A 26,396-nucleotide genomic window follows, 5' to 3' on the forward strand; every position below is an offset into this window, starting at 1 on the left:
CCCACCCCAGCTCCTACAGAAGAGCGTGATCGCGTTGAGCTAACGACCCAGATAAACCTCAATCACCCGATCATCCGCCTGCACCTGCTCCAGCGACCCTTCCGCCAGCACGCTGCCCTGGTGCAGCACGGTGACGTGGTCGGCGATGCTGCCGACGAAGCCCATGTCGTGCTCCACCACCATCAGCGAATGCTTGCCGGCGAGGCGCTTGAACAGCTCGGCGGTGAACTCGGTCTCGGCGTCGGTCATGCCCGCCACCGGTTCGTCGAGCAGCAGCAGTTGCGGGTCCTGCATCAGCAACATGCCGATTTCGAGGAACTGCTTCTGGCCATGGGACAACAAGCCCGCGGGCCGCTGGCGCGAGCTTTCCAGGCGGATGGTGGTCAGCACTTCGTCGATGCGGTCCTGTTGCTCGCCGCTCAAGCGCGCACCGAGGCAGGCCCAGACCGATTTGTCGGTCTTCTGCGCCAGTTCCAGGTTTTCATACACGGTCAGCGCTTCGAACACTGTCGGTTTCTGGAACTTGCGGCCAATCCCGGACTGGGCGATTTCCACCTCGCTCATGCGGGTCAGGTCGAGGGTTTCGCCGAACCACGCCTTACCGCTGGTGGGGCGGGTCTTGCCGGTGATGACGTCCATCATGGTGGTCTTGCCGGCGCCGTTGGGGCCGATGATGCAGCGCAGTTCACCGACGCCGATGTACAGGTTCAGCGCGGTCAGGGCCTTGAAGCCGTCGAAACTGACGTTGATGTCTTCCAGGGTCAGCACCGTGCCGTGGCGCACGTCCAGGCCCGGGGTGCGCGCCTGGCCGAGGCCGATGGCGTCGCGGCCGCTGCCCGGGTCGAGGATGGGTTCGAGCATGAATTCAGGATGGATCGACGGAAACTTCATTGTTCGCCCCTTTTCTTCAACAGGCCGACCACGCCCTTGGGCAGGTACAGGGTGACGAGGATGAACAGCGCGCCGAGGAAGAACAGCCAGAACTCCGGGAACGCCACGGTGAACCAGCTCTTCATGCCGTTGACCAGGCCCGCGCCCAGCAGCGGCCCGATCAGCGTGCCGCGACCACCGAGGGCGACCCACACGGCGGCTTCGATGGAGTTGGTCGGCGACATTTCGCTGGGGTTGATGATGCCCACCTGCGGCACGTACAACGCCCCGGCCAGGCCGCAGAGCACGGCGCTCAGCACCCAGACGAAGAGCTTGAAGCCGCGCGGGTCGTAGCCGCAGAACATCAGGCGGTTCTCGGCGTCACGCAGCGCAGTCAGTACCCGGCCGAACTTGCTCCGCGCCAGTCGCCAGCCGAGGTACAGGCTGCCCACCAGCAGGGCCACGGTGAGCAGGAACAACACCGCGCGGGTGCCTTGGGCGGTGACGTCGAAGCCCAGCAGGGTGCGGAAGTTGGTGAAGCCGTTGTTGCCGCCGAACCCGGTTTCATTGCGGAAGAACAGCAGCATGCCGGCGAAGGTCAGGGCCTGGGTCATGATCGAGAAGTACACGCCCTTGATCCGCGAGCGGAAGGCGAAGTAGCCGAACACCAGCGCCAGCAACCCCGGCGCCAGCACCACCAGGCACATGGCCCAGGCGAAGTGCTGGGTGCCGGCCCAGTACCAGGGCAGTTCGGTCCACGACAGGAAACTCATGAACGCCGGCAGGCCGTCGCCCGCGGCTTCGCGCATCAGGTACATGCCCATGGCGTAGCCGCCGAGGGCGAAGAACAACCCGTGACCGAGCGACAGCAGCCCGGCGTAACCCCAGACCAGGTCCAGCGCCAGCGCGACGATGGCGTAGCAGAGAATCTTGCCCACCAGCGTCAGGGTGTAGGCCGAGACTTGCAGGGCGTGGCCCTCGGGCAGCAGCGACAACAGCGGCAGTGCAAGCAGGATCAGCAGGACGATGGCGCCGACGGCCAGAGACAACCGTGGCCCGGCTTTTTGCGCGGCAGTGACAAGCAGAGGCTGGTTCATCAGTCGATTACCCGTCCCTTGAGGGCGAACAGGCCTTGCGGGCGTTTCTGGATGAACAGAATGATCAGCGCAAGGATGAGGATCTTGCCGAGCACCGCACCGATCTGCGGTTCCAGCAATTTGTTGGCGATTCCGAGGCCGAAGGCGGCCCAGAGGCTGCCGGCCAGTTGCCCGACACCGCCGAGCACCACCACCAGGAAGGAGTCGATGATGTAGCTCTGGCCGAGGTCAGGGCCGACGTTGCCGATCTGGCTCAGGGCGACGCCGCCGAGGCCGGCGATGCCCGAGCCGAGGCCGAAGGCGAGCATGTCGACGCGACCGGTGGGCACGCCGCAGCAGGCGGCCATGTTGCGGTTCTGGGTGACGGCGCGCACGTTCAGGCCGAGGCGGGTGCGGTTGAGCAGCAGCCAGGTCAGCAGCACCACGAACAGGGCGAAGCCGATAATGACGATGCGGCTGTACGGCAGCACCAGGTTCGGCAGCACCTGCATACCGCCGGACAACCAGGCCGGGTTGGCCACTTCGACGTTCTGCGCGCCGAAGATCAGGCGAATGGCCTGGATCAGGATCAGGCTGATGCCCCAGGTTGCCAACAGGGTTTCCAGCGGGCGGCCATAGAGGTGGCGGATGACCGTGCGCTCCAGCAGCATGCCGACCCCGGCGCTGATGAAGAACGCCAGCGGTAGCGCCAGCAGCGGGTAGAACTCGATGGCGCCGGGCGCATAACGCTGGACCATCACCTGCACCACATAGGTGGTGTAGGCGCCGAGCATCAGCATCTCGCCGTGGGCCATGTTGATCACCCCGAGCAGACCGAAGGTGATCGCCAGGCCGAGTGCCGCCAGCAGCAGGATCGACCCCAGCGACAGCCCGCTGAAGGCCTGGCCGAGCAACTCGCCCACCAGCAGCTTGCGCTTGACCTGGGCCAGGCTGGTTTCGGCGGCGGTGCGCACGCCGGCATCGCTTTCGACCGCCGGGTCGAGCAGCGCTTCGAGGCGGGTGCGGGCCATCGGGTCGCCGGTTTCGCCGAGCAGGCGCACGGCGGCGAGACGCACGGCAGGTTCGCTGGCGGCCAGTTGCAGATTGGCCAGGGCCAGGCCAAGCGCGGCGTGCACCGCGTTGTCTTTTTCCTGGGCGAATTGGCGGTCGAGGAACGCGACCTGCGCCGGTTGCGCGCTTTTTTGCAGTTGCTGCGCGGCCTGCAGGCGCAACGCGGCATCGTCGCTGAGCAACTGATGCGCGGCGAGGGCGTTGTCCACCAGCCCGCGCAGGCGGTTGTTCAGACGTAGCTTGCGGTCGTCATCGGGGCCGAGGCGACCTTGTTGCAGCGAGGTCAGCAGTGGCAGCCGCGCAGCCTCGGGTTGCGCCGCCCAGTCCTGGAGCAGGCGGGCCTGGTCGTTGGGCTTGGCGGTGGCGAAGTATTCGGCTTCGTTGGCGTGAGCGGCGAAGGGCAGCAACAGGCACAGGCAAAGCATGAGACGGTAGAGGGCCTTGGGCATGGCGCGGGGGTCCCTTTGGAGGATTCGAGGTTTTTGGGGCCGCTCTGCGGCCCTTCGCGAGCAAGCTCGCTCCTACGGATAAGGCGTGGCGAGTGTAGGAGCGAGCTTGCTCGCGATGGGGGCTGTATCAGTTGCCCTTCACCGCATAATCCGGCCGCTTGTCGTTACCCGGAATGAACGGGCTCCACGGCTGCGCCCGCAGCGGCGCCTCGGTCTGCCAGACCACGTTGAACTGACCGTCGTCCTGGATCTCGCCGATCATCACCGGCTTGTGCAGGTGGTGATTGGTCTTGTCCATGGTCAGGGTGAAACCGGACGGCGCCTTGAAGCTCTGGTCGGCCAGGGCTGCGCGGACTTTGTCGACATCGGTGGACTTGGCTTTCTCGGCTGCCTGCGCCCACATGTGGATGCCGACGTAGGTGGCTTCCATCGGGTCGTTGGTCACCGCCTTGTCCGCGCCCGGCAGGTTCTTGGCCTTGGCGTAGGCTTTCCAGTCGGACACGAACTGGGTGTTGACCGGGTTCTCCACCGACTCGAAGTAGTTCCACGCCGCCAGATGGCCGACCAGCGGCTTTGTGTCGATGCCGCGCAGTTCTTCCTCGCCCACCGAGAACGCCACCACCGGAACGTCTGTGGCTTTCAGGCCCTGGTTGGCCAGTTCCTTGTAGAAGGGCACGTTGGAGTCGCCGTTGACCGTAGAGATGACCGCGGTCTTGCCGCCGGCGGAGAACTTCTTGATGTTCGCGACGATGGTCTGGTAATCGGCGTGACCGAACGGGGTGTAGACCTCTTCGATGTCCTTGTCGGCCACGCCTTTGGAGTGCAGGAAGGCGCGCAGGATCTTGTTGGTGGTGCGCGGGTAGACGTAGTCGGTGCCGAGCAGGAAGTAGCGCTTGGCCGCGCCGCCTTCTTCGCTCATCAGGTATTCCACCGCCGGAATGGCCTGCTGGTTCGGCGCCGCGCCGGTGTAGAACACGTTCGGCGACATCTCTTCACCTTCGTACTGCACCGGGTAGAACAGCAGCCCGTTGAGTTCTTCGAACACTGGCAGCACCGACTTGCGCGACACCGAGGTCCAGCAGCCGAACACCACGGCCACCTTGTCCTGGGTCAGCAATTGCCGGCTCTTCTCGGCGAACAGCGGCCAGTTCGACGCCGGGTCTACCACCACCGCTTCCAGCATCTTGCCGTTGACGCCGCCCTTGGCGTTGATCTGCTCGATGGTCATGAGGGCCATGTCCTTGAGCGAGGTTTCGGAGATCGCCATGGTGCCCGACAGCGAATGAAGGATGCCGACCTTGATGGTTTCGGCGGCCTGCAGGGTCCAGCTCATGCCCATTGCGGCGATGGACGCGCTGAGGGTAAAGGCCTTGATCAGACTACGACGCTTCATGGTGCTCTCTCTCCGTTGAGTTCTTGGGTGTTGGCGACTCGCGGAAAGGGCTTTTGCAAGTGGTGTGCCGTCTTGTGTACAAGACGGAGGCGGTGGGGTTTTGGGGGCATCGCGAGCAAGCTCGCTCCTACAGGGAAGGCACTAGACCGTGGGTTGGGGGGGTGCCCTGTAGGAGCGAGCTTGCTCGCGAAGGACCGCAGCGCGGTCCCAGGGACAGGAGCCAGACTGGTGCCACGCATCAACCCGATGCACAGCAATGAGGCGAAAAAAAGGGGCCGGCTGGCCCCTTCGATAACGTTATCAGTTGCCTCGCACGGCAGTGCGCGGATGGCGCCTGTTGCGCACGAACTGGTAGGTCACGGTCAGCAACACGAACCACAACGGCGTGACGATCAGCGCCTGGCGGGTGTCGCTCTCGAAGCTCAACAGCACCAGGATCGCGGCGAAGAACACCAGGCACGCCCAGCACATGAAGCGACCGCCAGGCATCTTGTACTTCGACGCCGCATGCAGCGCGGCGCGGTGCGTGCGGTACTTCAGGTACGACAGCAGGATCAGCGACCAGACGAACATGAACAGGATCGCCGAGACGGTGGTGACCAGGGTAAAGGCCTCCACCAGGTCCGGGATCACGTACATCAGCGCGGCGCCGAGCAGCAGGCAGGTGCAGGAGAAATACAGGCCGTTGGCCGGCACGTCACGGCTGGAGAGCTTTTCGAACGCCTTGGGCGCGTCGCCTTCCTGGGCCAGGCCGAACAGCATGCGGCTGGTGGAAAACACGCCGCTATTGGCCGACGAGGCGGCGGACGTCAGCACCACGAAGTTGATCACCGCCGCGGCGGCCGGCAGGCCCGCGAGGATGAACAGCTCCACGAACGGGCTCTTGCCCGGCACCACGTCACGCCATGGGGTCACCGCCATGATGGCGATCAGGGCGAAGACGTAGAACATGATGATCCGCAGCGGGATGGAGTTGATCGCCCGTGGCAGGGTGCGCTCCGGGTCCTTGGCTTCGGCGGCGGTGGTGCCGACCAGCTCGATGCCGACAAAGGCGAACACGGCGATCTGGAATCCGGCGAAGAAGCCCATCAGCCCGTGGGGGAACATGCCCTCGTCATTCCACAGGTGGGCGAAGCTGGCGGTGTTCCCGGTGGGCGACTGGAAGCCGCTGAACACCATGTACAGGCCGGTGCCGATCAGGCCGAGGATGGCGACGATCTTGATCATCGCGAACCAGAACTCGATCTCGCCGAACAGCTTCACGGTGATCAGGTTCAGCGACAGCAGCACGCCGACACAGGCCAGCGCCGGTATCCATTGCGGCAGGTCGGGGAACCAGAACTGTGAGTACGCGGCGATCGCGATCACATCGGCGATGCCGGTGATGATCCAGCAGAACCAGTAGGTCCAGCCGGTGAAGTAACCGGCCCAGGGGCCCAGCAGGTCGGCGGAAAAATCGATGAAGGATTTGTAGTTGAGGTTCGACAGCAGTAGCTCGCCCATCGCCCGCATGACGAAGAACAGCATGAAGCCGATGATCATGTAGACGAAAATGATCGACGGGCCGGCGAGGCTGATGGTCTTGCCCGACCCCATGAACAGACCGGTGCCGATGGCACCGCCGATGGCGATCAACTGGATGTGGCGGTTGGTGAGGTTGCGTTGCAGGTGGTGTTCCTGCGAGTCCTTTGTGAGGTCTTGATTCATTGCATGCATTCCATAAATTGCAGTCTTCTTGTGCGTGAAGCGGCGGGTAGGCTAACACGCAAACCCGCAACCTAGACGCGGCAAAGTGACTCGACTTTAGGGGCATGCCCTGCTTTGTGGATCTCAAACCCGCGCCGTCAACAACCGCCTCCCGAACACTTTGTCCAACCCCCACACCACCAGCATCGACACCCCCACCAGCGGAAACGCCACGCCCAGCACCAGCATGACCACAGTGGCGGTCTTCCAGCGTGGCAGGTCGTGACGCAGCGGCGGTACGCCGAGGCCGCCTTCGGGGCGGCGTTTCCACCACATCACCAGGCCGCTGACCGAGCCCAGCAATACCATCAGGCAGATCAGCAGGATCAGCATCTGGTTGAACCAGCCGAACATCTTGCCTTCATGCAGCATGACCCCCAGTTCCGTGGCCCGGGCCACCGGGCTGTAGTCTTTCCAGCGCACGTCCACCAGCACCTTGCCGGTGTATTGGTCGACATGCAGGGTGGCGTCGTTGCGCGGGTCGTCGGCGAATACGGCGATGGTGAACACGCCGCTGGCCGTGGTCGGTGGGGTGATGCTGTAGCCGGGTTCGACGCCACGCGCGTTGGCCAACTCCTCCACCTGCTGCAGGCTGACCTGCGGCGCAGCCGGGGCGTTGTCCATCGTCATGTGCCCCTGGTGCTCGGCATGGGCGCCGGACGACTGCGGCATCGGCGTGTTTTCCACCGCCCAGGGCACGGTCTGGCGGGCGGCGGTGTTGAGGGTGCGGGCTTCCTGGTCGGAGGTCGGCACCTCGTTCCACATCGCTGCCGGAAAGCGGTTCCACAGGTCGGCGTATTGCTTGCCCCAGAAGCCGGTCCAGGTCATGCCGCTGAGCAGCATCAGCAGCAGGACCAGCGAACCCCAGAAACCGCTGACCGCGTGCAGGTCACGCCAGAGCAGACGCCCGCGGGCGCTCAGGCGCGGCCACAACACGCCGGCCATTCGCCCGCCCCGCGGCCACCACAGATACAGGCCGGACACCACCAGGACGATGCCCCAGCCCGCGGCCAGTTCCACCAGGCGGTCGCCCGTGGTGCCGATCATCAGTTCGCCGTGCAGCGCGCGAGCCACGGCTTGCAGGTTGCTCTTGGCATCCTGCGCGCCGAGCAGCGTGCCGGTGTACGGATCGACGAATACGTTGAGTTCCTGCCCGCCGTCCTTGACCACGAACTGTGCGCTGCGGTCGGCGGCCGGCGCCGGCAGGTACTGGCTGACCTGGCCCTGTGGGTAAGCGGCCTTCACGGTGTGCAGCAGATGGTCGGCGCCATGCCGGTGGTGACCGGCCTCGACCACCATCAACGAGCGGTACATCAGCGGATCGAGCTGTGGCTTGAACAGGTAGATGATCCCGGTGATGGCCAGCAGGATCATGAACGGCGCCACGAACAACCCGGCATAGAAATGCCAGCGCCAGGCCAGGTTGTAGAACGAAAACGAAGGTTTGCTCATGGAGCGCTCCCAGGTGGTGGGCGCGGCGACTGGCCGCGCCCGGGTTAGATCAGAAACTCAGGTCGACCTTGGTCCAGAGCGTACGCCCCGGCTCGCTGACCGGTTCAAAGCCCGAGTAGCCGAAGCCGGCATTGCCCGCCAGGTTCAGGTGCTCGGCGTAGGCCTTGTCGAACAGGTTGTCGACGCCGGCGCTGAGCTTGAGGTTCTTGCTCACACGATAGGCGCCGTTGAGCGAGAACACGCCGAAACCGCCGGTTTTCTCGAAGTCCTTGCCGACGATGTTGCCGTAGTTTTCCGAGATGCGATTCTGCGCCGAGACCAATCGCCACAGGGCGCCGGCACTCCAGTCGGATTCGCTGTAGGTCAGGCCGAGGCGGCTTTCCAGCGGCGGCATCTGCGGCAGGGCCGAGCCGTCGCTGCTGTTCTTGCCCCAGGCGTAGGCCAGGGTCGCGTCAGCCTTCCAGTTGCTGGTCAGTTGATAGGCAACGCCCAGCTCGCCGCCCATGATCCGGGCGTCGACGTTGCCAGCGCGGGAGACGCTGGTGTCAGCGGTGTAGTCGTAGAGGATGAAGTCGCGCACCTGGCCGACGTATCCCGAGGCCCAGGCTTCCAGGTCTTCGGTCTTGTACTGGATGCCGAAGTCCAGTTGCGTGGTCTTCTCCGGCTTGATCGCATCGAAGGCATTGACCGAGCCGACCGGGCCGAACGTGGGCGAGAACAGCTCCCAGTAATCGGGGAAACGCTGCACATGGCCGATTCCGACATAGGCGGTGGCCGGCGCGTCGACCAGATCGTGCTCGTAGCGCAGGAAGCCGCTGGGCAGGGTGTCGGCGCGGGTGTTGCCGGCGGTCGGATTGGGCATGACCATCATTCTGGACGTGACGGTCTTGCGGAAATCCCTGGCCGAGGCGCGGTCCAGGCGGGCGCCGCTGACCAGGCGATCCTGGCTGTCCAGCTCCCAGGTCAGCTCGCCGAACGCGCCGTAGTTATGGAAATCCGCGTCCTTGGTCCACGGCTGCTGCTTGTGCACGTCGATGCCCATGCCACCGCGCTTGCGGTGTTCGTTGGTCTGGGCGTCGATGCCGGCGACCAGACTGACGTCTTCCCAGCGCCAGGTGCCCTTGATGCGCGCGCCCATGGTGCGGCGGTCGACGTTGCTGACCATGGGGCCGGCCATCATGCCCATGCCGGACGGCGTGCGCAGACTGTAGTTGTCCATCACGTGGTCGGCGTAGTTGTAGTAGACCTGCGCCTCGAGCTTGTCGAAGACTTCGCCGATATTGGATTTCTCGAAACGCAGGCCGAGGCTTTCGCGCTTGAACTGCGAACCGTCCATGCCACGCCCGGCGTAGCGTGCTTCACCGTCGCCGCGGCCAGCGGTCAGCTCCAGCAGGGTGTCGCTGTCCGGGGTCCAGCCAACGGCGACGTCGCCGTTCCACTTGTCCCATTTCGACGGCACGGTGTCGCCATGGCCGTCTTCATAGTCGTCGGAGCGCGACTGGTTGCCGACGAAGCGCACGTAGCCCTGGCTGCCACCGGCGGCGGCATCCAGCACCTTGTCGAAACGGCCATTGGAGCCGGCCAGCAGGCTGGCGTTGACCCGGGTGCCCAGCTCGCCGAATTTCTCCGGCTCGCGGTCGAAGAGGATGGTTCCGGCGGACGCGCCCGGGCCCCACTGCACGCTTTGCGGGCCCTTGATCACGGTGAGGCGGTCGTAGGTTTCCGGGGAAATGTAGGAGGTCGGCGCGTCCATCCGGTTCGGGCAGGCGCCGAGCATCAGGCCGCCGTTGGTGAGGATGTTCAGCCGCGAGCCGAACATGCCGCGCAGCACCGGGTCACCGTTGGTGCCGCCGGAGCGGATCGCCGAGAAACCGGGGATGGTCTTCAGGTAGTCGGCACCGTCGCTGGCCGGGACGGGCTGGCGCGGGTCCTTGGGGTTGGTGACCACGGTCAGCGGCGAACTGGGCGCCACGGCGGTGATGACCGTGGGGCTGAGTTCCGGCTGGCCGTGGTCATGGCCTTCGTGGCCGGTTTCCGCGGCCAGGGCTGCGGGAACGAAGAGGCTGCCGCACAGCAGCGCAATGGTCCCGCGCAGGGACAAACGATAGACAGGGGTGGAGCTGGACATAGGTCTTCCAACATCGATCAGTCATGAAGGTGCGCACGCACGCGGCGATAGGCCGGTGACGAGCGCTGTTTCGGAATGTTCAGACGACGTTGCGGGAAGGTGGCGCGCGGCTGCGGGCGCCGGGGAAGAACGTCGGGCGCGGATGGCCCTGGCGGGGTAGAACGACAAGACGGTGGCTGGCCGGGACGGCCTCGCTGTTGAGCAGGCTCAGTTGCTGCGGCAGTGCCGGGCAATGGAAGAACAGGCTGCAATAGCCGCACTTCTCCCACAGAACGTGCAGCGACGGATCGCCGCCGCCATGGTGCGCGTCGCCGTGATGGCCCGCCGCGTCGTCCGTGCCTGCGCCCATGTCCATGTTCATCGACATGGAGGTGCTGTGATCCATCGGCATCGACTGGGAAACCAGCGGTCCGATGAAGATCATCAGCATGGCGAACAGGCTCAGCCAGCCCGCGCGCAGTGTCCTGTGGTCAGGGCGCGGGGGCCGGTGGCGTCCGGTGCGGGCGAGGCTCATGGCGAGCGGCGCTCAGGGATCAGTGCTGGTGCTGGTGCTCGTCGCCGCCTTCAGGCGGCTGCTTCTGCACCGCGACGTCCACGGTGATATCGCCGGCCTTTTCGAAGTGCAGGGTCAGCGGGAAGCGCTTGCCGTCGCTGAGCAGGCTGCGGTCCTTGGGCTGCATGATCATCACGTGGTAGGCGCTCGGGCTGAACACCACTTTGCCGCCCGCCGGCACGGCGACGTTGGCGACTTGCTGCATGCGCATCACGTCGCCGGTCATCACGTGTTCGTGCAACTCGGAACGGTCGCTGATTGGGGTGTCGACGCTGAGCAGGCGGTCGTCCTCCTTGCCCTTGTTGTCGATGATGAAATAGGCCGCCACGTTGGGTGCGTTCGGCGGCAGTTGCAGCGACCACGGGTGGGCGATATGCAGGTCACCCTTGGTGTATTCGTGGGCACTGGCGAAGCTGGCGGGCAGCAGCAGGGCAGCCAGCATCAGGACGTTCTTGAGCATGAAAAATCTCCGGTCGATTCAGATTGTTCGCAGGTATCAGCGTAGTGAATCAAACGGCGGGAGAGGCGCGGGGATTGAGCGAGGGCCACAGTTCACGCGGCGTGGGCTGGGTGGGCTGGGCGAGGGCCGAGGTGTTGGCGAAGGCGTGCGTCGGCAGCACCAGTTGCGGCGCCTGGCCCGGCAGCGCCAGCAACGGCGCGGCACCGGAGCAGCACCAGCAATGCTGCATCACGGCGTGATCGTCGTTTTGCGGGTCGGCTTGGCCGAGGGAGACGGCGATCAGCTTGGTGCCGCCGGTGGAACAGAAGGCGCCCCACAGCAGTTGCTCGGCGGGCGCCCTGGCGGCGTTGGCGGACAACGGCATCGCCAGCAGATTGAACAGCACTGCGAAGCAGGCGATCCAGGCAAGGGCGGGCCGGTGTGCGGGCATGGGTTGATCCGGTGGGATTCGAATGATGGCTATTTAGCCTGAAACTCCCGGGGATGTAAAAAATGGGGGTGTGATGAAGTGTCGCAGTCGATTCGCAAGGTGTGGGAGCAACTGCGCAGACCACCGCGCCGAACCGTCGCGATGGCCTGCACAGCAGGTCAGGCCTTCGCCCGACCCAGCATGCCCCTGACCGCCTCTTGCAGATCCGCCGGCAACACCACCAGCTTGGCATTGTTGCTGGCCGCGAGGCTTTCCATGGCGCTGATGTAGCGTTCGCCCAGCAGGTACATGGCCGGGGTCACGTCATTGCCCACGGCGTTCTTGACCAGGGTGATGGCCTGGGCCGAAGCCTCGGCCAGGTTGACCTGGGCGGCGGCGTCGAGCTTGGCCGATTCCTGGCGCGCCTGGGCTTCGAGGATCGCGGCCTGCTTGGCACCTTCGGCGCGGGTCACGTCGGCTTTACGCTCACGCTCGGCCGCGGCCTGGCGTTCCATGGCCGACTGCATGCTCGGCGAGGGCTTGATGTCCTGGATTTCCACCGAACGCACGGTGATGCCCCAGTCTTCGGTCTGCTCCGACATCGCGTCGCGCAGGCGCGCCTTGATCTGCTCGCGGCTGGACAGCGCTTCGTCCAGTTCCATGGCGCCGACGATGGCGCGCAGCGAGGTCATGGTCAGGCTGGTAACCGCGTAGGCGTAGTTCACCACGCCGTAGGCGGCTTTCTGCGGGTCCACCACCTTGGCGAAGCACAGGGCGTTGGCGACGATCACCGCGTTGTCCTTGGTGATGATTTCCTGCTGCTGCACGTCGAGGATGATGTCCTTGGTCGGCAGCCGGTAGGCCACCACGTCCATGTACGGGATGAGGATGTTCAGGCCCGGCTTGAGGGTGTTGTGGTAGCGCCCCAGGCGCTCGACGATCCATTCCTCGCCCTGGGGCACGATGCGTACGCCCTTGAATACGGTGATGAGGACGAACAGGGCGATGGTGGCGGTAATGATTAGACTGGTCATGACATTTCTCTTCCTTTGATGGTGTCTTGAAACGGTTTCAGGCCTTGCCGACCCGGACGATGTTGCCCTCGATCGCGAGGATGCGGACCCGCTCGCCGGAGGCGATGTCGCTGTTGGCGATGCAGACCCACTCTTCATTGCCGAGGATCGGCTTCTGGAAACGGACGCGGCCTTTCTGGAATTCCGAGACGGGCGCGGTCAGCAGGCCGACTTCGCCGATCACTTCGTCGGCGGTCCAGCGGTTGTCCGCCTTGCGGGGTTTGAACACCTTGAACCAGAGGGCGACGGTGAGGGACGAGAGCACCACCCAGATCATCAGCTCGCTGGCCAGGGACAGGCCCGGCACCAGCCCGGCGATCACGCCGACCGCCACGGCGCCGATGCCGAACCAGATGATGAAGAAGGTGGGCAGTACCAGCTCCAGCAAGATCAGGCCAAAGCCCAGAACGAGCCAGATCCACCATTGCAGTTCCATAGTCGCAGCCTTGCGTAGGGAAAAGGATGAGGCATTGGAATCGCTTGCCGGTGTGTTGGCAATACCTGAGTGGTGCACTGGCCTATTACAGGAGGTGTCCGTCAGCCAGCGCGGCGAGCAGCGCGGCCGGGTCGGTGAAGTGACGGTCGACCTCGGGCAGTGCCGGACGGCCGAGAATCAGCACCGGCACGCCGCGCTCGCGGGCCACCTGCAACTTCGGTTCGGTGGCGCCGCTGCCGCTGTTCTTGCTGATCAGAACGTCGATCTGGCGGCGTTCGAACAGCTGCCGCTCGTCGTCCAGCAGGAACGGCCCACGGGCGCCGATTACTTCGCAGCGGTCGTTGCCGGGGCAGGCGTCGAGTGCGCGCAGGGTCCAGAACTGATGGTCGGGTATTTCATCCAGATGTTGCAGCGGTTCGCGGCCGAGGGTGAACAGCGGGCGGCGGAAGGTGTGCAGTGCGGCGATCAGTTCGGCCCAGTCGGCGACCTCGCGCCAGTCGTCGCCGGCCTGGGCCTGCCACGCGGGACGGCGCAGGGCCCAGCAGGGAATGCTGGCGAGGGTCGCGGCGCGGGCGGCGTTGGCGCTGATTTGCGCGGCGTAGGGGTGGGTGGCGTCGATCAGCAGCTCGATGCCCTCCTCGCGCAGGTAGGCGGCCAGGCCGTCCGCGCCGCCATAACCGCCGACGCGCACCTGGCAGGCCAGGTCATCCGGCACCCGGCCGATCCCGGCCAGGCTGTAGACGTGCTCGGGCCCCAACTGGCGGGCGATGCGCAGGGCCTCGGTGACGCCGCCGAGCAGCAGGATGCGCCGGCTCATTGCACACCCGCCTTGCCGACGATGCCGCCCTGGCGGTCGATGGCGAACACCTCGACCTGCACCTGCGCCGGCACCACGCTGCGGGCGAAAGCCAGCGCATGGGCGCAGACCGCATCGCCCAGCGGCACGCCAGCGGCGTGGGCCAGCGCCAGGGCCTGCTGGCTGGTATTGGCCTGGACGATGGTCGCTTGCAGCGCCGCATCGGCGCCGACCGCCGCGGCCCATTGCGCCAGTTGCGGCAGGTCGATGCTGGAATGGCGGCTGTGCAGGTCCATGTGCCCGGCGGCCAGTTTGCTGATCTTGCCGAAGCCACCGCACAGGCTCAGGCGCGCCACCGGCACCTTGCGCAGGTGCTTGAGCACCGCGCCGACGAAGTCGCCCATCTCGATCAGGGCGATTTCCGGCAGGGCGTAGACCCGGCGCATGGTGTCTTCGCTGGCGTTGCCGGTGCAGGCGGCGATGTGTTCGTAGCCGTTGGTCTTGGCGACGTCGATGCCTTGGTGGATCGAGGCGATGTAGGCCGAGCAGGAGAAGGGCCGGACAATGCCGCTGGTGCCGAGGATCGACAGCCCGCCGAGGATGCCCAGGCGCGGGTTCATGGTTTTCAGCGCGAGGTTTTCGCCGTCCTGCACGTTCACAGTGACCTCGAAGCCGCCGGGGTAATTGCATTCCTGCGCGAGGCGGGTCAGGTGCTCCGTCATCATCCGCCGCGGCACCGGGTTGATCGCCGGTTCGCCCACCGTCAGCACCAGCCCGGGCCGGGTCACGGTGCCGACGCCTTGGCCAGCGACGAAGCGCACGCCGGGTTCGTCCAGCAGGCGCACGCGGCTATAGAGCAGGGCGCCGTGGGTCACGTCGGGGTCGTCGCCAGCGTCCTTGAGCGTGCCGGCCTCGGCGCCCGCCGCGTGCAGGCGGCAGAACTCCAGGCGCATCTGCACCTGCTTGCCCTTGGGCAGGGTGATTTCCACCGCGTCGTGCGCTTGCCCGGTCAACAGCAGGCGCGCGGCGGCGAGGCTGGTGGCGGTGGCGCAACTGCCGGTGGTCAGGCCGCTGCGCAGCGGCGCCGGCTGTTCGGCGGTTTCGTCACGCATGCTTGATGGCGTCGAGCAGGGTGATCGGCAGCGCCTGGCGCCAGGTGTCGAAGCCGCCCAGCGGCTGGGCCTGGGCAACATGAATGCGGGTCAGTTCACCGCCGTGGCGTTCGCGCCAGTCCATCAGGCGCACTTCGCTTTGCAGGGTCACCGCGTTGGCGACCAGCCGGCCGCCGGGGCGCAACTGCTCCCAGCAGTGCTCCAGCACGCCGGGCACGGTGACGCCGCCGCCGATGAAGATCGCGTCCGGGCGCTCCAGTCCGTGCAGTGCTTCCGGCGCCCGTCCGCGCACCAGATGCAGGCCGGGTACGCCGAGGGCGTCGCGGTTGAGTTCGATCAGTTGCTGGCGGCCGTCGTCGGCCTCGATGGCCAGCGCGCGGCACGCCGGGTGCGCGCGCATCCACTCGATGCCGATCGAGCCGCTGCCGGCGCCGACGTCCCAGAGCAACTCGCCCGGTTGCGGGGCGAGGCGGGCGAGGGTGATGGCGCGGACATCGCGCTTGGTGATCTGTCCGTCATGCTGGAAGGCGTTGTCCGGCAGCCCGGCGAGGGGCGACAGGCGCGGCGCGTTGGCGTCGGCGCGGCATTCGATGGCGACCAGATTAAGGTCGGCGATAGCGTGCTCATTCCAGTCGCTGGCGCTACCTTGCCGGTGACGTTCGGCGCTGCCGCCCAGGTGTTCCAGCACCTGCAACTGGCTCGGGCCGAAGCCGCGTTCGCGCAGCAATGCGGCGATCGCGGCGGGGCTGTCGCCATCGTTGCTCAGCACCAGCAGGCGCTGACCGCTGTAGAGGTGGGCGTTGAGTTGCGCCAGCGGACGGGCGACCACGGAAACAATGACCACGTCCTGCAACGGCCAGCCGAGGCGGGCGGCGGCGAGGGCGCAGGAGGAGGGCGCGGAAATCACGTTCAGCTCATCGGCCGGGACTTGCCGCGCGAGGCTGGCGCCAACGCCGTAGAACATCGGGTCGCCGCTGGCCAGCACGCACACCGGCTCGCCGCGCAGGGCCAGCACCGGCGCCAGCGAGAACGGGCTCGGCCAGGTCAGGCGCTCGGCCTTCAGGCAATGGGGCAGCAGGTCGAGCTGGCGTGGGCTGCCGAACACCCTGGCGGCGTGCAGCAGGGCGCGCCGGGCTTGCTTGCCGAGGCCGCTGAAGCCGTCTTCGCCGATTCCTACTATGGTCAACCAGGGCGCCATGCCGTTCCTCTTTTCCGGGCCTATCCGACCGGCAGGCTTGGCCCGCCGCCGGGCAAAGCAGGCATAATACCGCGCCTTCCGATGCCCAGCCCCATTTCACGATTGACGGGTGAACCCTTGAATCAGTCCCAGCCCGCTCCTGCCATTCGCCCCTCGGCCTGCCCGGGGCTGTGGCGCATTGTCCAGGCACGCGACGGTGGCATCTCGCGGATCAAGCTCGATGCCGGGCACCTGGATGCCGACCAGGCCGAAGCGGTGGCCGAGGCCGCCGAGCGTTTCGCCGGTGGCGTGATCGAGGTGACCAACCGCAGCAACCTGCAGATTCGTGGCGTTGGTAGCGACCCGCAGGGTCTGATCGCGCACCTGCTGGCGGCTGGCCTGGGCCCGCGGGTCGCCGCCGGCGACGACGTGCGCAACCTGATGCTCAGCCCCGCCGCGGGCCTCGACCCGGCCATGCTGTTCGACACCCGCGCGCTGGGCGCGCAGATACTCGACCTGCTGCAGACCACGCCGCGCTTCCATGCGCTGTCGGCCAAGTTCGCCGTGCAACTCGATGGCGGCGAAGACCTGGCAATGCTCTGGCACCCCCATGACCTGTGGCTGTCGCCGCTGCGCCTGGACGACGAGTTGTGGCTGGCCTTCGGCCTGGCAGGCTGTCCGGGACGGGATGCGCCGGTGGCCGCCGTGCCGCTGGCGGCGGGGCTGGCGCTGGTGCGGGCGGTGCTGGAGCGATTCCTCGATCTGGCCGATGCCGGTCAGTCGCGGATGCGCCAATTGCTGGAGACGCTGTCCACCGACGCCTTCCTCGCCGGCTTGCCGTTGGCGCTGCGCCGCGACGCCGCGGTGCTCGACTGGCGTCGCCCCGGACGTGACCTCGCGCGCCACCTGGGTGTCTATCCCCAGCAGCAGGCCGAGCGGGTCGCGGTGGGCGCGATGGCACCGCTGGGTCGCCTGAGCGCGGCGCAATTGCGCGGCGTCGGCGGGCTGGCCCGAGAATTGGGCGACGGCAGCCTGCGCATGACGCCCTGGCAGAGCGTGCTGCTGCCGAACATTGCCGTTGGCCGCGCCGAACGGGTGCTGGCCGCCTTGCTTCACCTTGGTTTGATCACCGACGCCGCCGAGCCGCTGGCCGGCGTGGTCGCCTGCACCGGCTCGGCCGGCTGCGCCAAGGCCCTCGCCGACACCAAGGGCGATGCGCTGCAACTGGCCTTCAGCCTGCGCCAGCCGGTCCCGGTGGCCGGCGTTCACTTGAGCGGCTGCGGCCGTTCCTGCGCCATGGCGCACACTGCGCCGGTCACCTTGCTGGCGGTCGGCCCCGGTCGCTATGACCTGTATTTTCACGACCCGGCGCAGCCGGGCCCCGGCGTTGTCGCCGGGCGCAACCTGACACTGGAAGAAGCGGGCGCCACGCTGGACGCCCGCCCACGGAGCAACCCTCGATGATTGATTACATCCGCGACGGCCAGGAGATTTATCGCAACTCCTTCGCCATCATTCGCCAGGAGGCCCGCCTGGAGCGGATTCCGGCCGACCTGGAAAAGCTCGCGGTACGGGTGATCCATGCCTGCGGCATGGTCGAGGTGGTCGATGCCCTGCGCTTTTCCGAAGGCGCCGGCAAGGCCGGGCGTGAAGCCCTGGCCGCTGGCGCGCCGATTCTCTGCGACGCGCGGATGGTTGCCGAAGGCATCACCCGCGCGCGCCTGCCGGCCAACAACGAGGTGATCTGCACCTTGCGTGACGACAGCGTGCCGGACCTCGCCAAGGAACTGGGCAACACCCGTTCGGCGGTAGCCCTGGAGTTGTGGCGCCCGCACCTGGAAGGCAGCGTGGTGGTGATCGGCAACGCGCCGACCGCGCTGTTCTATCTGCTGGAAATGATCGACGCCGGCGCGCCGAAACCGGCGCTGATCCTCGGCTTCCCGGTGGGCTTCGTCGGTGCGGCGGAGTCCAAGGCGATGCTCGCGGCGGACAGCCGTGGCGTGCCGTTCGTGATCGTCGAAGGGCGTCTGGGCGGCAGCGCCATGGCCGCCGCCGCGGTCAACGCCCTCGCCACGGAGGTTGAATGATGCAGGCCCGCGGACGTTTGCTCGGCCTGGGCGTCGGCCCTGGGGATCCCGAGCTGATCACCCTCAAGGCCCTGCGTCTGCTGCGTGAAGCCCCGGTGGTGGCGTACTTCGTCGCCAAGGGCAAACGCGGCAACGCCTTCGGCATCATCGAGCAGTACCTGCAAAGCGAGCAGACCCTGTTGCCACTGGTTTATCCGGTGACCACCGAGGCGCTGCCGGCGCCGCTGTCCTACGAGCAGGTCATCAGCGATTTCTACGATGCCGCGAGTATCGAAGTTGCCGCGCATCTGGACGCGGGCCGCGACGTGGCGGTGATCTGCGAGGGCGATCCGTTCTTTTACGGCTCCTACATGTACCTTCACGATCGCCTGGCCGAACGGTATGACGCCCAGGTGATCCCGGGTGTCTGCTCGATGCTCGGTGGTGCTTCGGTGCTCGGCGCGCCGCTGGTGTACCGCAACCAGAGCCTGTCGGTGTTGTCCGGCGTGCTGCCCCATGACGAACTCAAGCGCCGCCTGGCCGATGCCGACGCGGCGGTGATCATGAAGCTCGGGCGCAACTTCCCCAAGGTCCGCCAGGTGCTGACCGAGTTGGGCCTCGATGGCCGCGCGCTGTATGTGGAGCGGGCGACCATGGCCAACCAGAAGATCGTCGCGCTGGATGAGGTCGACCCGGCGTCGTCGCCGTACTTCTCGCTGATCATCGTTCCCGGCGAAAGGTGGCAAGGCTGATGACCCGACGCGCACCGGCCATTGTCATCCTCGGCAAAGGCAGCGTGGCCACGGCCCGCAAGATCCAGCAGCTTTATCCCGATGCCCTGATCCACGGCCTGGCTGGCCGGGTCGAGGGCGTCGATGTCACCTATCAGGAGTTCGGCGCGAGCTTGCGCCAGCTCTATCAACAGGACACGCCGATCATCGCCTTGTGCGCCGCCGGCATCGTGATCCGCAGCCTCGCCGGCGTATTGCTGGAGAAGGGCGCGGAGCCGCCGGTGCTGGCCGTGGCCGAGGACGGCAGCGCGGTCGTGCCGCTGCTCGGCGGGCTGGGCGGAGTCAATGTCATGGCCCGGGAAATCGGCGCCGGACTGGGCGTCGCCGCGGCGATCACCACCAGTGGCGAACTGCGCTTCGGCACCTGCCTGCTCAATCCTCCCAGCGGCTATGCCCTGGCGGACCTGGAGCTGGGCAAGCGCTTCGTCTCCGACTTGCTGGCCGGCGAGCGCGTGCGCATCGAAGGCGCCGCGCCTTGGCTCGACGAAGCGCGCTTGCCGCAGGACGAGCAGGCGTCGCTGACCATCCATGTCGGCTGTGCCGAGCGTGAGGCGGCGGCCAACGAATTGCTGATCCATCCGCGCTGCGTGTTGGTGGCGGTTTCGGCCTCGGTCGCGGCACCGGCCGAAGCGGTTCGCGCGGCCTTGCACGACGCGAAGATCGCCGAGGCGTCGCTGGCCTGCCTGCTCGCCAATGACGACGAAATGGCCGTGCCGGCTTTGCACGACGCGGCGCGGGAGTTGGGTGTGCCGCTGCGTTTCGCCCCGGCACAAGCCTCGGTCAGCGCCCTGGCGGCGCGGGCATTGCCGCAGTTGCTGGCACCGCAGGCGGTGGGCGAGGGCCTGGCGATTGCCGTGGCCAACGAGCCGATCGATCCGCAACGCATTGGCCAGGGCCGGGGCCGCGTCGCGGTGATCGGCCTTGGTCCGGGCTCCACCGAGCTTATGGCGCCAGCGGTCAAGGCCGAGTTGGCGCGGGCCAACGATGTGCTTGGCTATGAAACCTACGTGCGCATGGCCGGGCCATTCCGTGCCGATCAGGTGCTGCACTGCACCGACAACCGCGAAGAACTGCAACGCGCCCGTCACGCTTTCGAGCTGGCGGCGCAAGGGCGTTCGGTGGTGGTGGTGTCGTCCGGCGACCCTGGCGTGTTCGCCATGGCCGCAGCGGTGCTGGAAGCGCTGGAAGCGTCCGACGATCCGGCCTGGCACCGGGTCGAGCTGGAAATGCTGCCGGGCATTTCCGCCTCGCTGGCTACCGCGGCCCAGGCCGGGGCGCCGCTGGGGCATGACTTCTGCGTGATCTCGCTGTCGGACAACCTCAAGCCGTGGTCGATCATCGAGAAGCGTCTGGACCTGGCCGCCGAGGCGGACCTGGCCCTGGCCTTCTACAACCCGATCTCGCGTTCGCGGCCCTGGCAACTGGGGCAGGCGCTGGACATCGTCCGGCGCCATCGCGGACCGCAAACGCCCGTGGTGCTCGGCCGCGACATCGCCCGGCCGGGGCAATCGCTCAAGGCCATTCGGTTGGGCGAGTTGCAGCCGGAGATGGTCGACATGCGCACCATGGTGCTGATCGGTTCCAGCACCACCCGCACCTTCGCCCGCGCCGATGGCGGCGAGTGGGTCTACACGCCGCGCTGGTATCCCCAGGCGGACTGAGCACTGCGGGGAAAGGCTTCGTTCCTGACCCTGCTGTCGTCGCAACGTACCTTGGCGTTCCCTCCCCGAGAGGGAACACCTCAAAAAGGACTTTGCCATGACCAACGACAGCAACCCATCTTCGAACACCAGTTCCGCCGCCGTGGTGGAAAACTCCCTTGTGGCCTTCGGCGCCGGCATGTCCGCGCAAAGCCGCATCGACGTGAAAAACAGCTTCCTGTTCGCCACCCTGGTCGCCAATAAGCTCCACGACCAGACCGCCATGAGCGAATCCTGGTTCAAGTCCTTCCTCCAGGTCATGGGGGATTGCGGCTGGGTCGTGGCGCACCGCACCCATGAAAAGGAAAGCACCACCGGCCAGTCGCTCAAGGTCGCCAACGTCGCGGTCAAGGCTGTGCAGTCGGCGGCCACCAGCCTGCTGCTGGGTGGGCCGGTGACCGCCGCGATCAAGGCGCTCGCCGAGGCGGCGATCACCGGCCTTGAGAGCAACGAAAAGGCCTTGACCGTGTTCAAGCGCAATCTGGAAAAACGCACCCATGTCGTCATCGGCCTGGCCTCCTGCACTGAAACCGAGAGCGGCGAAGTGGTGATGGCGCTCGGCGCGGTCCAGCGCTCGGTGCGCAAGGAGGACATCGATGCCCTGGTGTTCGATTGGGACAGCTCCACGTCGGCGACCTACAAGAGCACCGCGGCCCTGTCGTTCAACAGCCAGGTGTATGCCAGCGTGCGCACGGGCGTGGAGCAGCGCCTGGGTGAGCGGGCCGTGGCCAGGATCATGGACTACGACATCTGACCGACGCTGAAGCAGCGGGCCATTGGCATTTTTCTGGAGATGACCGACGTGGATATCGACGGCTACACGATGTGGACCAGCGAGGGCAGCCTGATGCTGGTTGCCCCTCAGGTCGGGGATGTGGAGCGCCAGAATGTGCTGGGCTCGCTGCGTTATGCGCAACGCTCGGCGGACAGTCTGATGACCTCGCGGTTCGGCGAGCACCGGCAATGGTATCGCGCCTATCGCAGTGCCCTCGGCCAACGCGGCTGGCGGGTGACCCACAGTTGCCAGAGCGTCGACGCCGCGCAGTGCCGGACGGTGTTGGCGCCGATGCAGCCGCTGGTGTTGTGGCTGAGTTGCCAGCACCCGGAACTGGGCGCAGTGCTGGAGCGTTGCATCGATGCGCTGGACCCGCTGCAGGCGGGTATCGAGCGACTGAGCGGTGCGGCGCTGCGGCGCTCACCACAAGGTGGCGCCCGTCTGGTGCTGGAAATGGGCGTACTGCGGCCCGGGTTGCGACTCAGCCTGTGCAGCCTCGCCCTGGAAACCAGCGAGACGCCTGGCCGCGACTGGCTGGTGGCCGCGCTGGATGGCGCTGCGTTGCGTGGCGATCTGTCGTTCCAGAGCCTGATGGCCGAGCCCGCGCCCGAATTGCTTGAAACCGGACACGACCGCTTCGCCCGTCTGCTGCTCGATACGGCGACCGGTTGCACCCTTCACTGAGGCAAGAACGCTATGGCAGATCAACCTCGGGCATCCGTCGTGGGCAATGCCCTGATGTCCTTTTTTCCCGATATCGGCAAAGACGTCCGCGAGCGCGTCCAGATGGCGATGCTGTTCGCCCAGCGGGCGACGCAGGACGCCCTGGATAACCAGTTGGTGAGCGACGGCTACAGCTTTTACCGACGACAACTGATGTTTCTCGGCTGGGACGCCAGGTCGCCGAGGGAATCCTTCGACCCCAATCTGCAACGCCGCAAAGCGCTGAACGATGTGCTGGGGCAGATCAATGCCACCGCCGACAGCCAGTACTCCGACATGACTCGCTGGTCCATCGAGGCGCTGCAGGCCAGCGAAGCGGCGCTCTACCGTTTCGAGGCCCGCTCGCTGGCGCAGGAGTCTTTCCAGTTGTTGCCCTGCCGGATCATCAAGCCAGGTTACGTGGATCTGGTGCTGTACCACGAAACCCTGGAGCGCGAGGAGCGACTCAACGGGTTTCTCTACCGAGAACGGGTGGTGACCGGGTCACGCATCGAGCTGGTGCGTTTCAATGTGCGTCTGTTCGAGCAGAAGTTTGGTGCGCGGATCGGGAAGAGCCTGGAGCAGGCTCTTCAGCAGGATGTCTACGAGCTTTGAGGCGCGGGCTCAGGAAACCAGGTAGCCCTTGATCCCGGTGAAGATGATCTGCGCGGCAAGGGCGCAGACGAACAGGCCCATGAGTCGGCTGACGATCTGCAGGCCCTGGTCGCCGAGGATCCGCTCGATGCGGTTGGAGAGGTAGAGCACCAGGCCGACGGTGAAGCTGGCCAGCGCGATACTGACGATGGCCAGCAACTTGTCGTCCCAATGCGGCTGGCCGACGCCCATCACCAACAGCGCACCGATGGTGCCGGGGCCGACGGTCAGAGGGATGGTCAGCGGCACGATGGTGACGTCCTGCTGCACGTTGTCGGTCTGCACCGCCGACTTGCCCTGGGCCATGCCCAGCGCGGAAATGAACAGCACGCTGCCGGCACCGATGCGGAAGGCATCGGCGGTAATCCCGAAGACGCCGAAGATCACCCGACCGAACAGGTACAGCAGCACGCTGGCGATCAGCACGCCCATGGCCACCTTCCAGGCCAGGTGCTTGCGCTCCTTGCTGGAATAACCGCGGGTCAGGCTGATGAAGCAGGACAGGACGAAGAACGGGCTGTAGAGCACGAGCATTTTCAGGTAAACGCTGAACAACTCATGAAGCATGGTCTGGGCTCGCGAAAGAAGAAAAGGCCGGGCAAGTGTATCAGTGCGACAGCGGTGCATCGGCGGGTGGCCGCGACTGCTCGCGGCGGGCTACCCAATGCTCGATCAGCTCACGCAATTGCGACAGTTCCACCGGCTTGGACATGTGCCCGTCCATGCCGGACAGGCGCGCACGCTCCTTGTGCTCGGCGAGGATGTGCGCGGTCAGCGCCACCACCGGCGTGTGCGGGCTCTGGGTGCTGGCTTCCCAGGCGCGCAGTTGCTGGGTCGCGGAGAAGCCATCGAGGATCGGCATTTCGCAGTCCATCAGCACCAGGTCGTAATGCTGCGCCTTCATGGCCTTGAGCGCTTCTTCGCCGTTGCTGGCGGTGTCCGGCTCCAGGTTGAGCTTGCCGAGCATGCCGCGGATGACCTTGGTGGAGATGCTGTTGTCTTCGGCAACCAGAATGCGGAAGTCGGCGGGCAGCTCGATGGGGGCCGGGCGCTGGGCAGGCATGAAGCCCGGTGGCGGCACCTTGCTGCGCTGGGAGAGTTCTTCGGCCAGGGTGGTCTTGAGGGTGTAGCCGGCCACCGGTTTGGCGAGGATGCGTTTGACCCCGGCGTTGCGCGCGATGATCTTGCTCGGCGCATTGCTGATGCCGGTGAGCATCACCAGCAGGATGTCGTGGTTCAGGCTCGGGTCTTCCTTGATCTTCGCCGCCAGTTGCATGCCGGTCATGCCGGGCATGTTCTGGTCGAGCAGGACTGCGTCGAAGTAGTCACGCAGGTGCGCTTTGGTCCGCAGCAGGGCCAGCGCTTCCTTGCCCGACGGCACGGCGCTGACGTTCATGCCCCAGGCGCCGCACTGCTGGACCAGCACCTTGCGGCACGTATCGTTGTCGTCCACCACCAGCACCCGGGCGCCGCGCAGCGAAGCATCGAGGTCGGTGGCCGGCTGCTCCAGGCGCTGAGGGTCCAGCGGCAGGGTCAGCCACAGGGTGTTGCCCTGGTTGTGGCTGGTCTTGATGCCGAATTCGCCCTGCATGAGCGTGATCAGTTGCTTGGCGATCACCAGGCCCAGGTGGCCGCCGAGTTTGTTGCTGGAAAGGAAGTGCTTGCTGTGCAGCTCGGCCTGCAACAGGGCGTCGCGTTCGGCGGGCTGCATGGCTTCGCCGCAGTCCTGCACGGCGATGCGCAGGCGTGGGCTGCTGCCACGTTGATCGAGGGCCACCACCAGCAGAATTTCGCCGTGGTCGGTTTTCTTCAAGGCGTTGTCCAGCAGGCTGAGCATGGCCTGGCGCAGGCGGGTCGGGTCACCGCTGATTACCCGCGGCACCTGCGGTTGGGTGAAGCTGATGAGCTCGATGTTCTGCTGCTCGGCTTTGGCGCGGAAGATGCCCAGGCAATCCTCGATCAAGGCGTTGAGGTCGAACTGCACGTCGTCCAGCTCGATCTGCCCGGACTCGAGCTTGGAGATGTCGAGGATCTCGTTGATTAGCGTCAGCAACTCGTTGCCGGCGCTGTGGATGGTTTGCACATAGTCGCGCTGCTTGACTGACAGCGGTGTGCCAAGCAGCAGTTCGGTCATGCCCAGCACGCCGTTCATGGGGGTGCGGATTTCGTGGCTGATCTTGGCCAGGAATTCGGCCTTGGCGTTGATCTCGGCCGTGCTCGCGGCCAGCTCGCGGCTGGCGCTGAAGCGCGCTTCGTTCATGTAGCGCAGGCGTTCGCTGACCGAAAGGTTGAGCAACAGGCCGCTGAACGCGGTAAGGCCGAGCAGGATGAACAGCAGCCACTGGGTCGGCGTGCGGGTCAGGCCGAGGAGGGCCGGCAAGACCACCAGGCAGCCGACCGTGAAGATCAGCATGCCGAGGCTGAGCAGGCGCGCCGGGGAGAAGCCCTTGTACCAGTGATAGAGCGAGACGCCGAGCATGCTCAGGCAACCCAGCGCCACCAGCACGTAGGTCATCAGGTTCAGCGGCAGGGTATCGACGAACAACAGCAGCAGGCCGCAGAACACCACCAGCAGCATCTGGCCCTGCAGCAAGCGGGTCAGGCGGGGTTGGCCAAGCGGGGCGAAGAAGCGCTGGGTGAACACTAGCCCGCAGAGGGTGGCGAGCAGCACGGTCAGGTAGGCCGCGGGCGTCTGCGCCGAGTGCCACAGGTTCCACGGGCCACTGAGGTTGAGCAGTATCAGCGCGCTGAGCATCATCAGCAGGTGGTAGCCGGCCAGCCACAGGCTGGCGGTGGAGCGCGAATAGGCGAAGCGGGTGAGGTTGTGCAGCGCCAGCATGCCGAGACAGCCGAACAGCAGGCCGAACAACAGCGGGCGACGCTGGTCGGCGGCGGCTTCGACCGCGGGCAACAGGCTGATGCCGGGGCGCAACTGGTGTTCGGACACCAGCCGCAGGTAAACGTCCAGCGCCACGGGGCTGGCGGGAAGTGAAAGCAGGTGATCGCTGCTGCTCAGGGTCAGCAGGCCGCTGTCGATGCGACGACCGTTGTGCGATTGCTGCAGCAGGTTGTTGCCGTCGAGAACATAAAGATCGAGACGCGAGAGGTCGGGCGCGAACACCCGAATGACCTGCTCATGCTGGCCGGGAGGCAGCCGGTAGTGCAGCCAGAGCGCCTGGTTGGGCTCGGCGGCGTTGAGCTGGTTGAGTTCGATGGGGCTGAACTGGTTGCGGTAGCGTTCGGAACGGATGTCGCCCAATTGCAGATTGGCCTGGCCGTCGAGCAGGACCGCCCAGCCGCTGCTCGATTCGGCCATGGCCGGAAAAAGGCAGAGCAGGGTCAGCAGGCTGACGATGGTTCCAATGGCAATCCTGAGCCAACGCACGACGATTTCCCTTCCTAGCTGAGTGCCGGTGTACCACTATGCGCGGCGTGCCAAGCCGAAGGCAAGGTTTTGCCCGGGCCCTGACGACGAGCCGGGAGCCGCGGCGCAAAGGCGCCGCGCTC

24 protein-coding genes are annotated in these 26,396 nt (G+C 66.1%); 7 read left to right on the plus strand and 17 right to left on the minus strand.

Going from position 1 to position 26,396, the window contains the following annotated elements; genetic code table 11:
• Positions 1-39: 39 nt before the first annotated feature.
• The 15 genes from urtD to cbiE form a co-directional block, all read right to left on the minus strand.
• Positions 40-891 (minus strand): urea ABC transporter ATP-binding protein UrtD, encoded by an 852-nt coding sequence (urtD, locus tag NTD82_RS21765; protein ID WP_262130181.1) that lies wholly within the window; start codon positions 889-891, stop codon positions 40-42.
• Positions 888-1,967: an urea ABC transporter permease subunit UrtC gene (gene urtC / locus NTD82_RS21770; RefSeq protein WP_110971393.1), complete on the minus strand. Its 1,080-nt coding sequence runs from the start codon at positions 1,965-1,967 to the stop codon at positions 888-890. Before urtC ends, urtD begins: the two co-directional genes overlap by 4 nt.
• A complete protein-coding gene (gene urtB / locus NTD82_RS21775) occupies positions 1,967-3,466 on the minus strand; it encodes an urea ABC transporter permease subunit UrtB (RefSeq protein WP_262130182.1) in 1,500 nt (499 codons plus the stop codon). Before urtB ends, urtC begins: the two co-directional genes overlap by 1 nt.
• Before the next feature lie 127 nt (positions 3,467-3,593).
• A complete protein-coding gene (urtA, locus tag NTD82_RS21780) occupies positions 3,594-4,859 on the minus strand; it encodes an urea ABC transporter substrate-binding protein (RefSeq protein ID WP_262130183.1) in 1,266 nt (421 codons plus the stop codon).
• Positions 4,860-5,159: 300 nt separating this feature from the next.
• Positions 5,160-6,566 (minus strand): D-serine/D-alanine/glycine transporter, encoded by a 1,407-nt coding sequence (gene cycA / locus NTD82_RS21785; protein ID WP_095156009.1) that lies wholly within the window; start codon positions 6,564-6,566, stop codon positions 5,160-5,162.
• Between the two features lie 123 nt (positions 6,567-6,689).
• Positions 6,690-8,057 carry a PepSY-associated TM helix domain-containing protein gene (locus NTD82_RS21790; protein ID WP_262130184.1) on the minus strand — a complete coding sequence of 456 codons (1,368 nt, stop codon included), beginning with the start codon at positions 8,055-8,057 and terminating at the stop codon, positions 6,690-6,692.
• A 49-nt stretch (positions 8,058-8,106) separates the two neighbouring features.
• Positions 8,107-10,185, minus strand: coding sequence for a TonB-dependent copper receptor (locus NTD82_RS21795; protein WP_262130185.1), 2,079 nt, complete (start codon positions 10,183-10,185; stop codon positions 8,107-8,109).
• Between the two features lie 79 nt (positions 10,186-10,264).
• Positions 10,265-10,699: a DUF2946 domain-containing protein gene (locus NTD82_RS21800; protein ID WP_262130186.1), complete on the minus strand. Its 435-nt coding sequence runs from the start codon at positions 10,697-10,699 to the stop codon at positions 10,265-10,267.
• Positions 10,700-10,718: 19 nt separating this feature from the next.
• Entirely contained in the window at positions 10,719-11,198 is a 480-nt protein-coding gene (locus NTD82_RS21805; protein WP_262130187.1) for a copper chaperone PCu(A)C, read from the minus strand.
• A 49-nt stretch (positions 11,199-11,247) separates the two neighbouring features.
• A complete protein-coding gene (locus tag NTD82_RS21810; protein ID WP_262130189.1) occupies positions 11,248-11,628 on the minus strand; it encodes a DUF2946 domain-containing protein in 381 nt (126 codons plus the stop codon).
• Positions 11,629-11,786: 158 nt separating this feature from the next.
• A complete protein-coding gene (locus NTD82_RS21815) occupies positions 11,787-12,641 on the minus strand; it encodes an SPFH domain-containing protein (RefSeq protein WP_095156017.1) in 855 nt (284 codons plus the stop codon).
• Positions 12,642-12,678: 37 nt separating this feature from the next.
• Complete coding sequence (locus tag NTD82_RS21820; protein ID WP_095156018.1) at positions 12,679-13,116, minus strand: NfeD family protein; 438 nt, start codon at positions 13,114-13,116, stop codon at positions 12,679-12,681.
• Between the two features lie 85 nt (positions 13,117-13,201).
• Entirely contained in the window at positions 13,202-13,933 is a 732-nt protein-coding gene (locus tag NTD82_RS21825; RefSeq protein ID WP_262130191.1) for a cobalt-precorrin-6A reductase, read from the minus strand.
• Entirely contained in the window at positions 13,930-15,024 is a 1,095-nt protein-coding gene (locus tag NTD82_RS21830; RefSeq protein WP_262130192.1) for a cobalt-precorrin-5B (C(1))-methyltransferase, read from the minus strand. The genes NTD82_RS21825 and NTD82_RS21830 overlap by 4 nt, the downstream gene beginning before the upstream one ends.
• A complete protein-coding gene (gene cbiE / locus NTD82_RS21835; RefSeq protein WP_262130193.1) occupies positions 15,017-16,222 on the minus strand; it encodes a precorrin-6y C5,15-methyltransferase (decarboxylating) subunit CbiE in 1,206 nt (401 codons plus the stop codon). The genes NTD82_RS21830 and cbiE overlap by 8 nt, the downstream gene beginning before the upstream one ends.
• 81 nt (positions 16,223-16,303) lie before the next feature.
• On the opposite strand from cbiE, the gene cobG reads away from it, so the two are divergent.
• From cobG to NTD82_RS21870, 7 genes are all read left to right on the plus strand, one after another.
• Positions 16,304-17,665: a precorrin-3B synthase gene (gene cobG / locus NTD82_RS21840; RefSeq protein ID WP_262130194.1), complete on the plus strand. Its 1,362-nt coding sequence runs from the start codon at positions 16,304-16,306 to the stop codon at positions 17,663-17,665.
• Positions 17,662-18,288: a precorrin-8X methylmutase gene (locus NTD82_RS21845; protein ID WP_095156023.1), complete on the plus strand. Its 627-nt coding sequence runs from the start codon at positions 17,662-17,664 to the stop codon at positions 18,286-18,288. Before cobG ends, NTD82_RS21845 begins: the two co-directional genes overlap by 4 nt.
• Entirely contained in the window at positions 18,288-19,019 is a 732-nt protein-coding gene (locus tag NTD82_RS21850; protein ID WP_175653383.1) for a precorrin-2 C(20)-methyltransferase, read from the plus strand. Before NTD82_RS21845 ends, NTD82_RS21850 begins: the two co-directional genes overlap by 1 nt.
• Entirely contained in the window at positions 19,019-20,719 is a 1,701-nt protein-coding gene (gene cobJ, locus NTD82_RS21855) for a precorrin-3B C(17)-methyltransferase (protein WP_262130195.1), read from the plus strand. Before NTD82_RS21850 ends, cobJ begins: the two co-directional genes overlap by 1 nt.
• A gap of 97 nt (positions 20,720-20,816) precedes the next feature.
• Positions 20,817-21,512, plus strand: coding sequence for a hypothetical protein (locus tag NTD82_RS21860; RefSeq protein ID WP_262130196.1), 696 nt, complete (start codon positions 20,817-20,819; stop codon positions 21,510-21,512).
• 39 nt (positions 21,513-21,551) lie between these two features.
• On the plus strand, positions 21,552-22,217 hold the full coding sequence (locus NTD82_RS21865; RefSeq protein WP_262130197.1) for a hypothetical protein: 666 nt from the start codon (positions 21,552-21,554) through the stop codon (positions 22,215-22,217).
• 12 nt (positions 22,218-22,229) lie between these two features.
• On the plus strand, positions 22,230-22,850 hold the full coding sequence (locus NTD82_RS21870) for a hypothetical protein (protein ID WP_262130198.1): 621 nt from the start codon (positions 22,230-22,232) through the stop codon (positions 22,848-22,850).
• A gap of 9 nt (positions 22,851-22,859) precedes the next feature.
• Here NTD82_RS21870 and NTD82_RS21875 read toward each other — a convergent pair whose 3' ends face one another.
• A complete protein-coding gene (locus tag NTD82_RS21875; protein ID WP_262130199.1) occupies positions 22,860-23,456 on the minus strand; it encodes a MarC family protein in 597 nt (198 codons plus the stop codon).
• 40 nt (positions 23,457-23,496) lie between these two features.
• Positions 23,497-26,274, minus strand: a complete 2,778-nt coding sequence (locus NTD82_RS21880; RefSeq protein WP_262130200.1) for a hybrid sensor histidine kinase/response regulator — start codon at positions 26,272-26,274, stop codon at positions 23,497-23,499.
• Positions 26,275-26,396 lie beyond the last annotated feature (122 nt).

The organism is Pseudomonas sp. 5P_5.1_Bac1 (genome assembly GCF_025466015.1).
In the GTDB taxonomy this organism is placed as follows: Bacteria; Pseudomonadota; Gammaproteobacteria; order Pseudomonadales; family Pseudomonadaceae; genus Aquipseudomonas.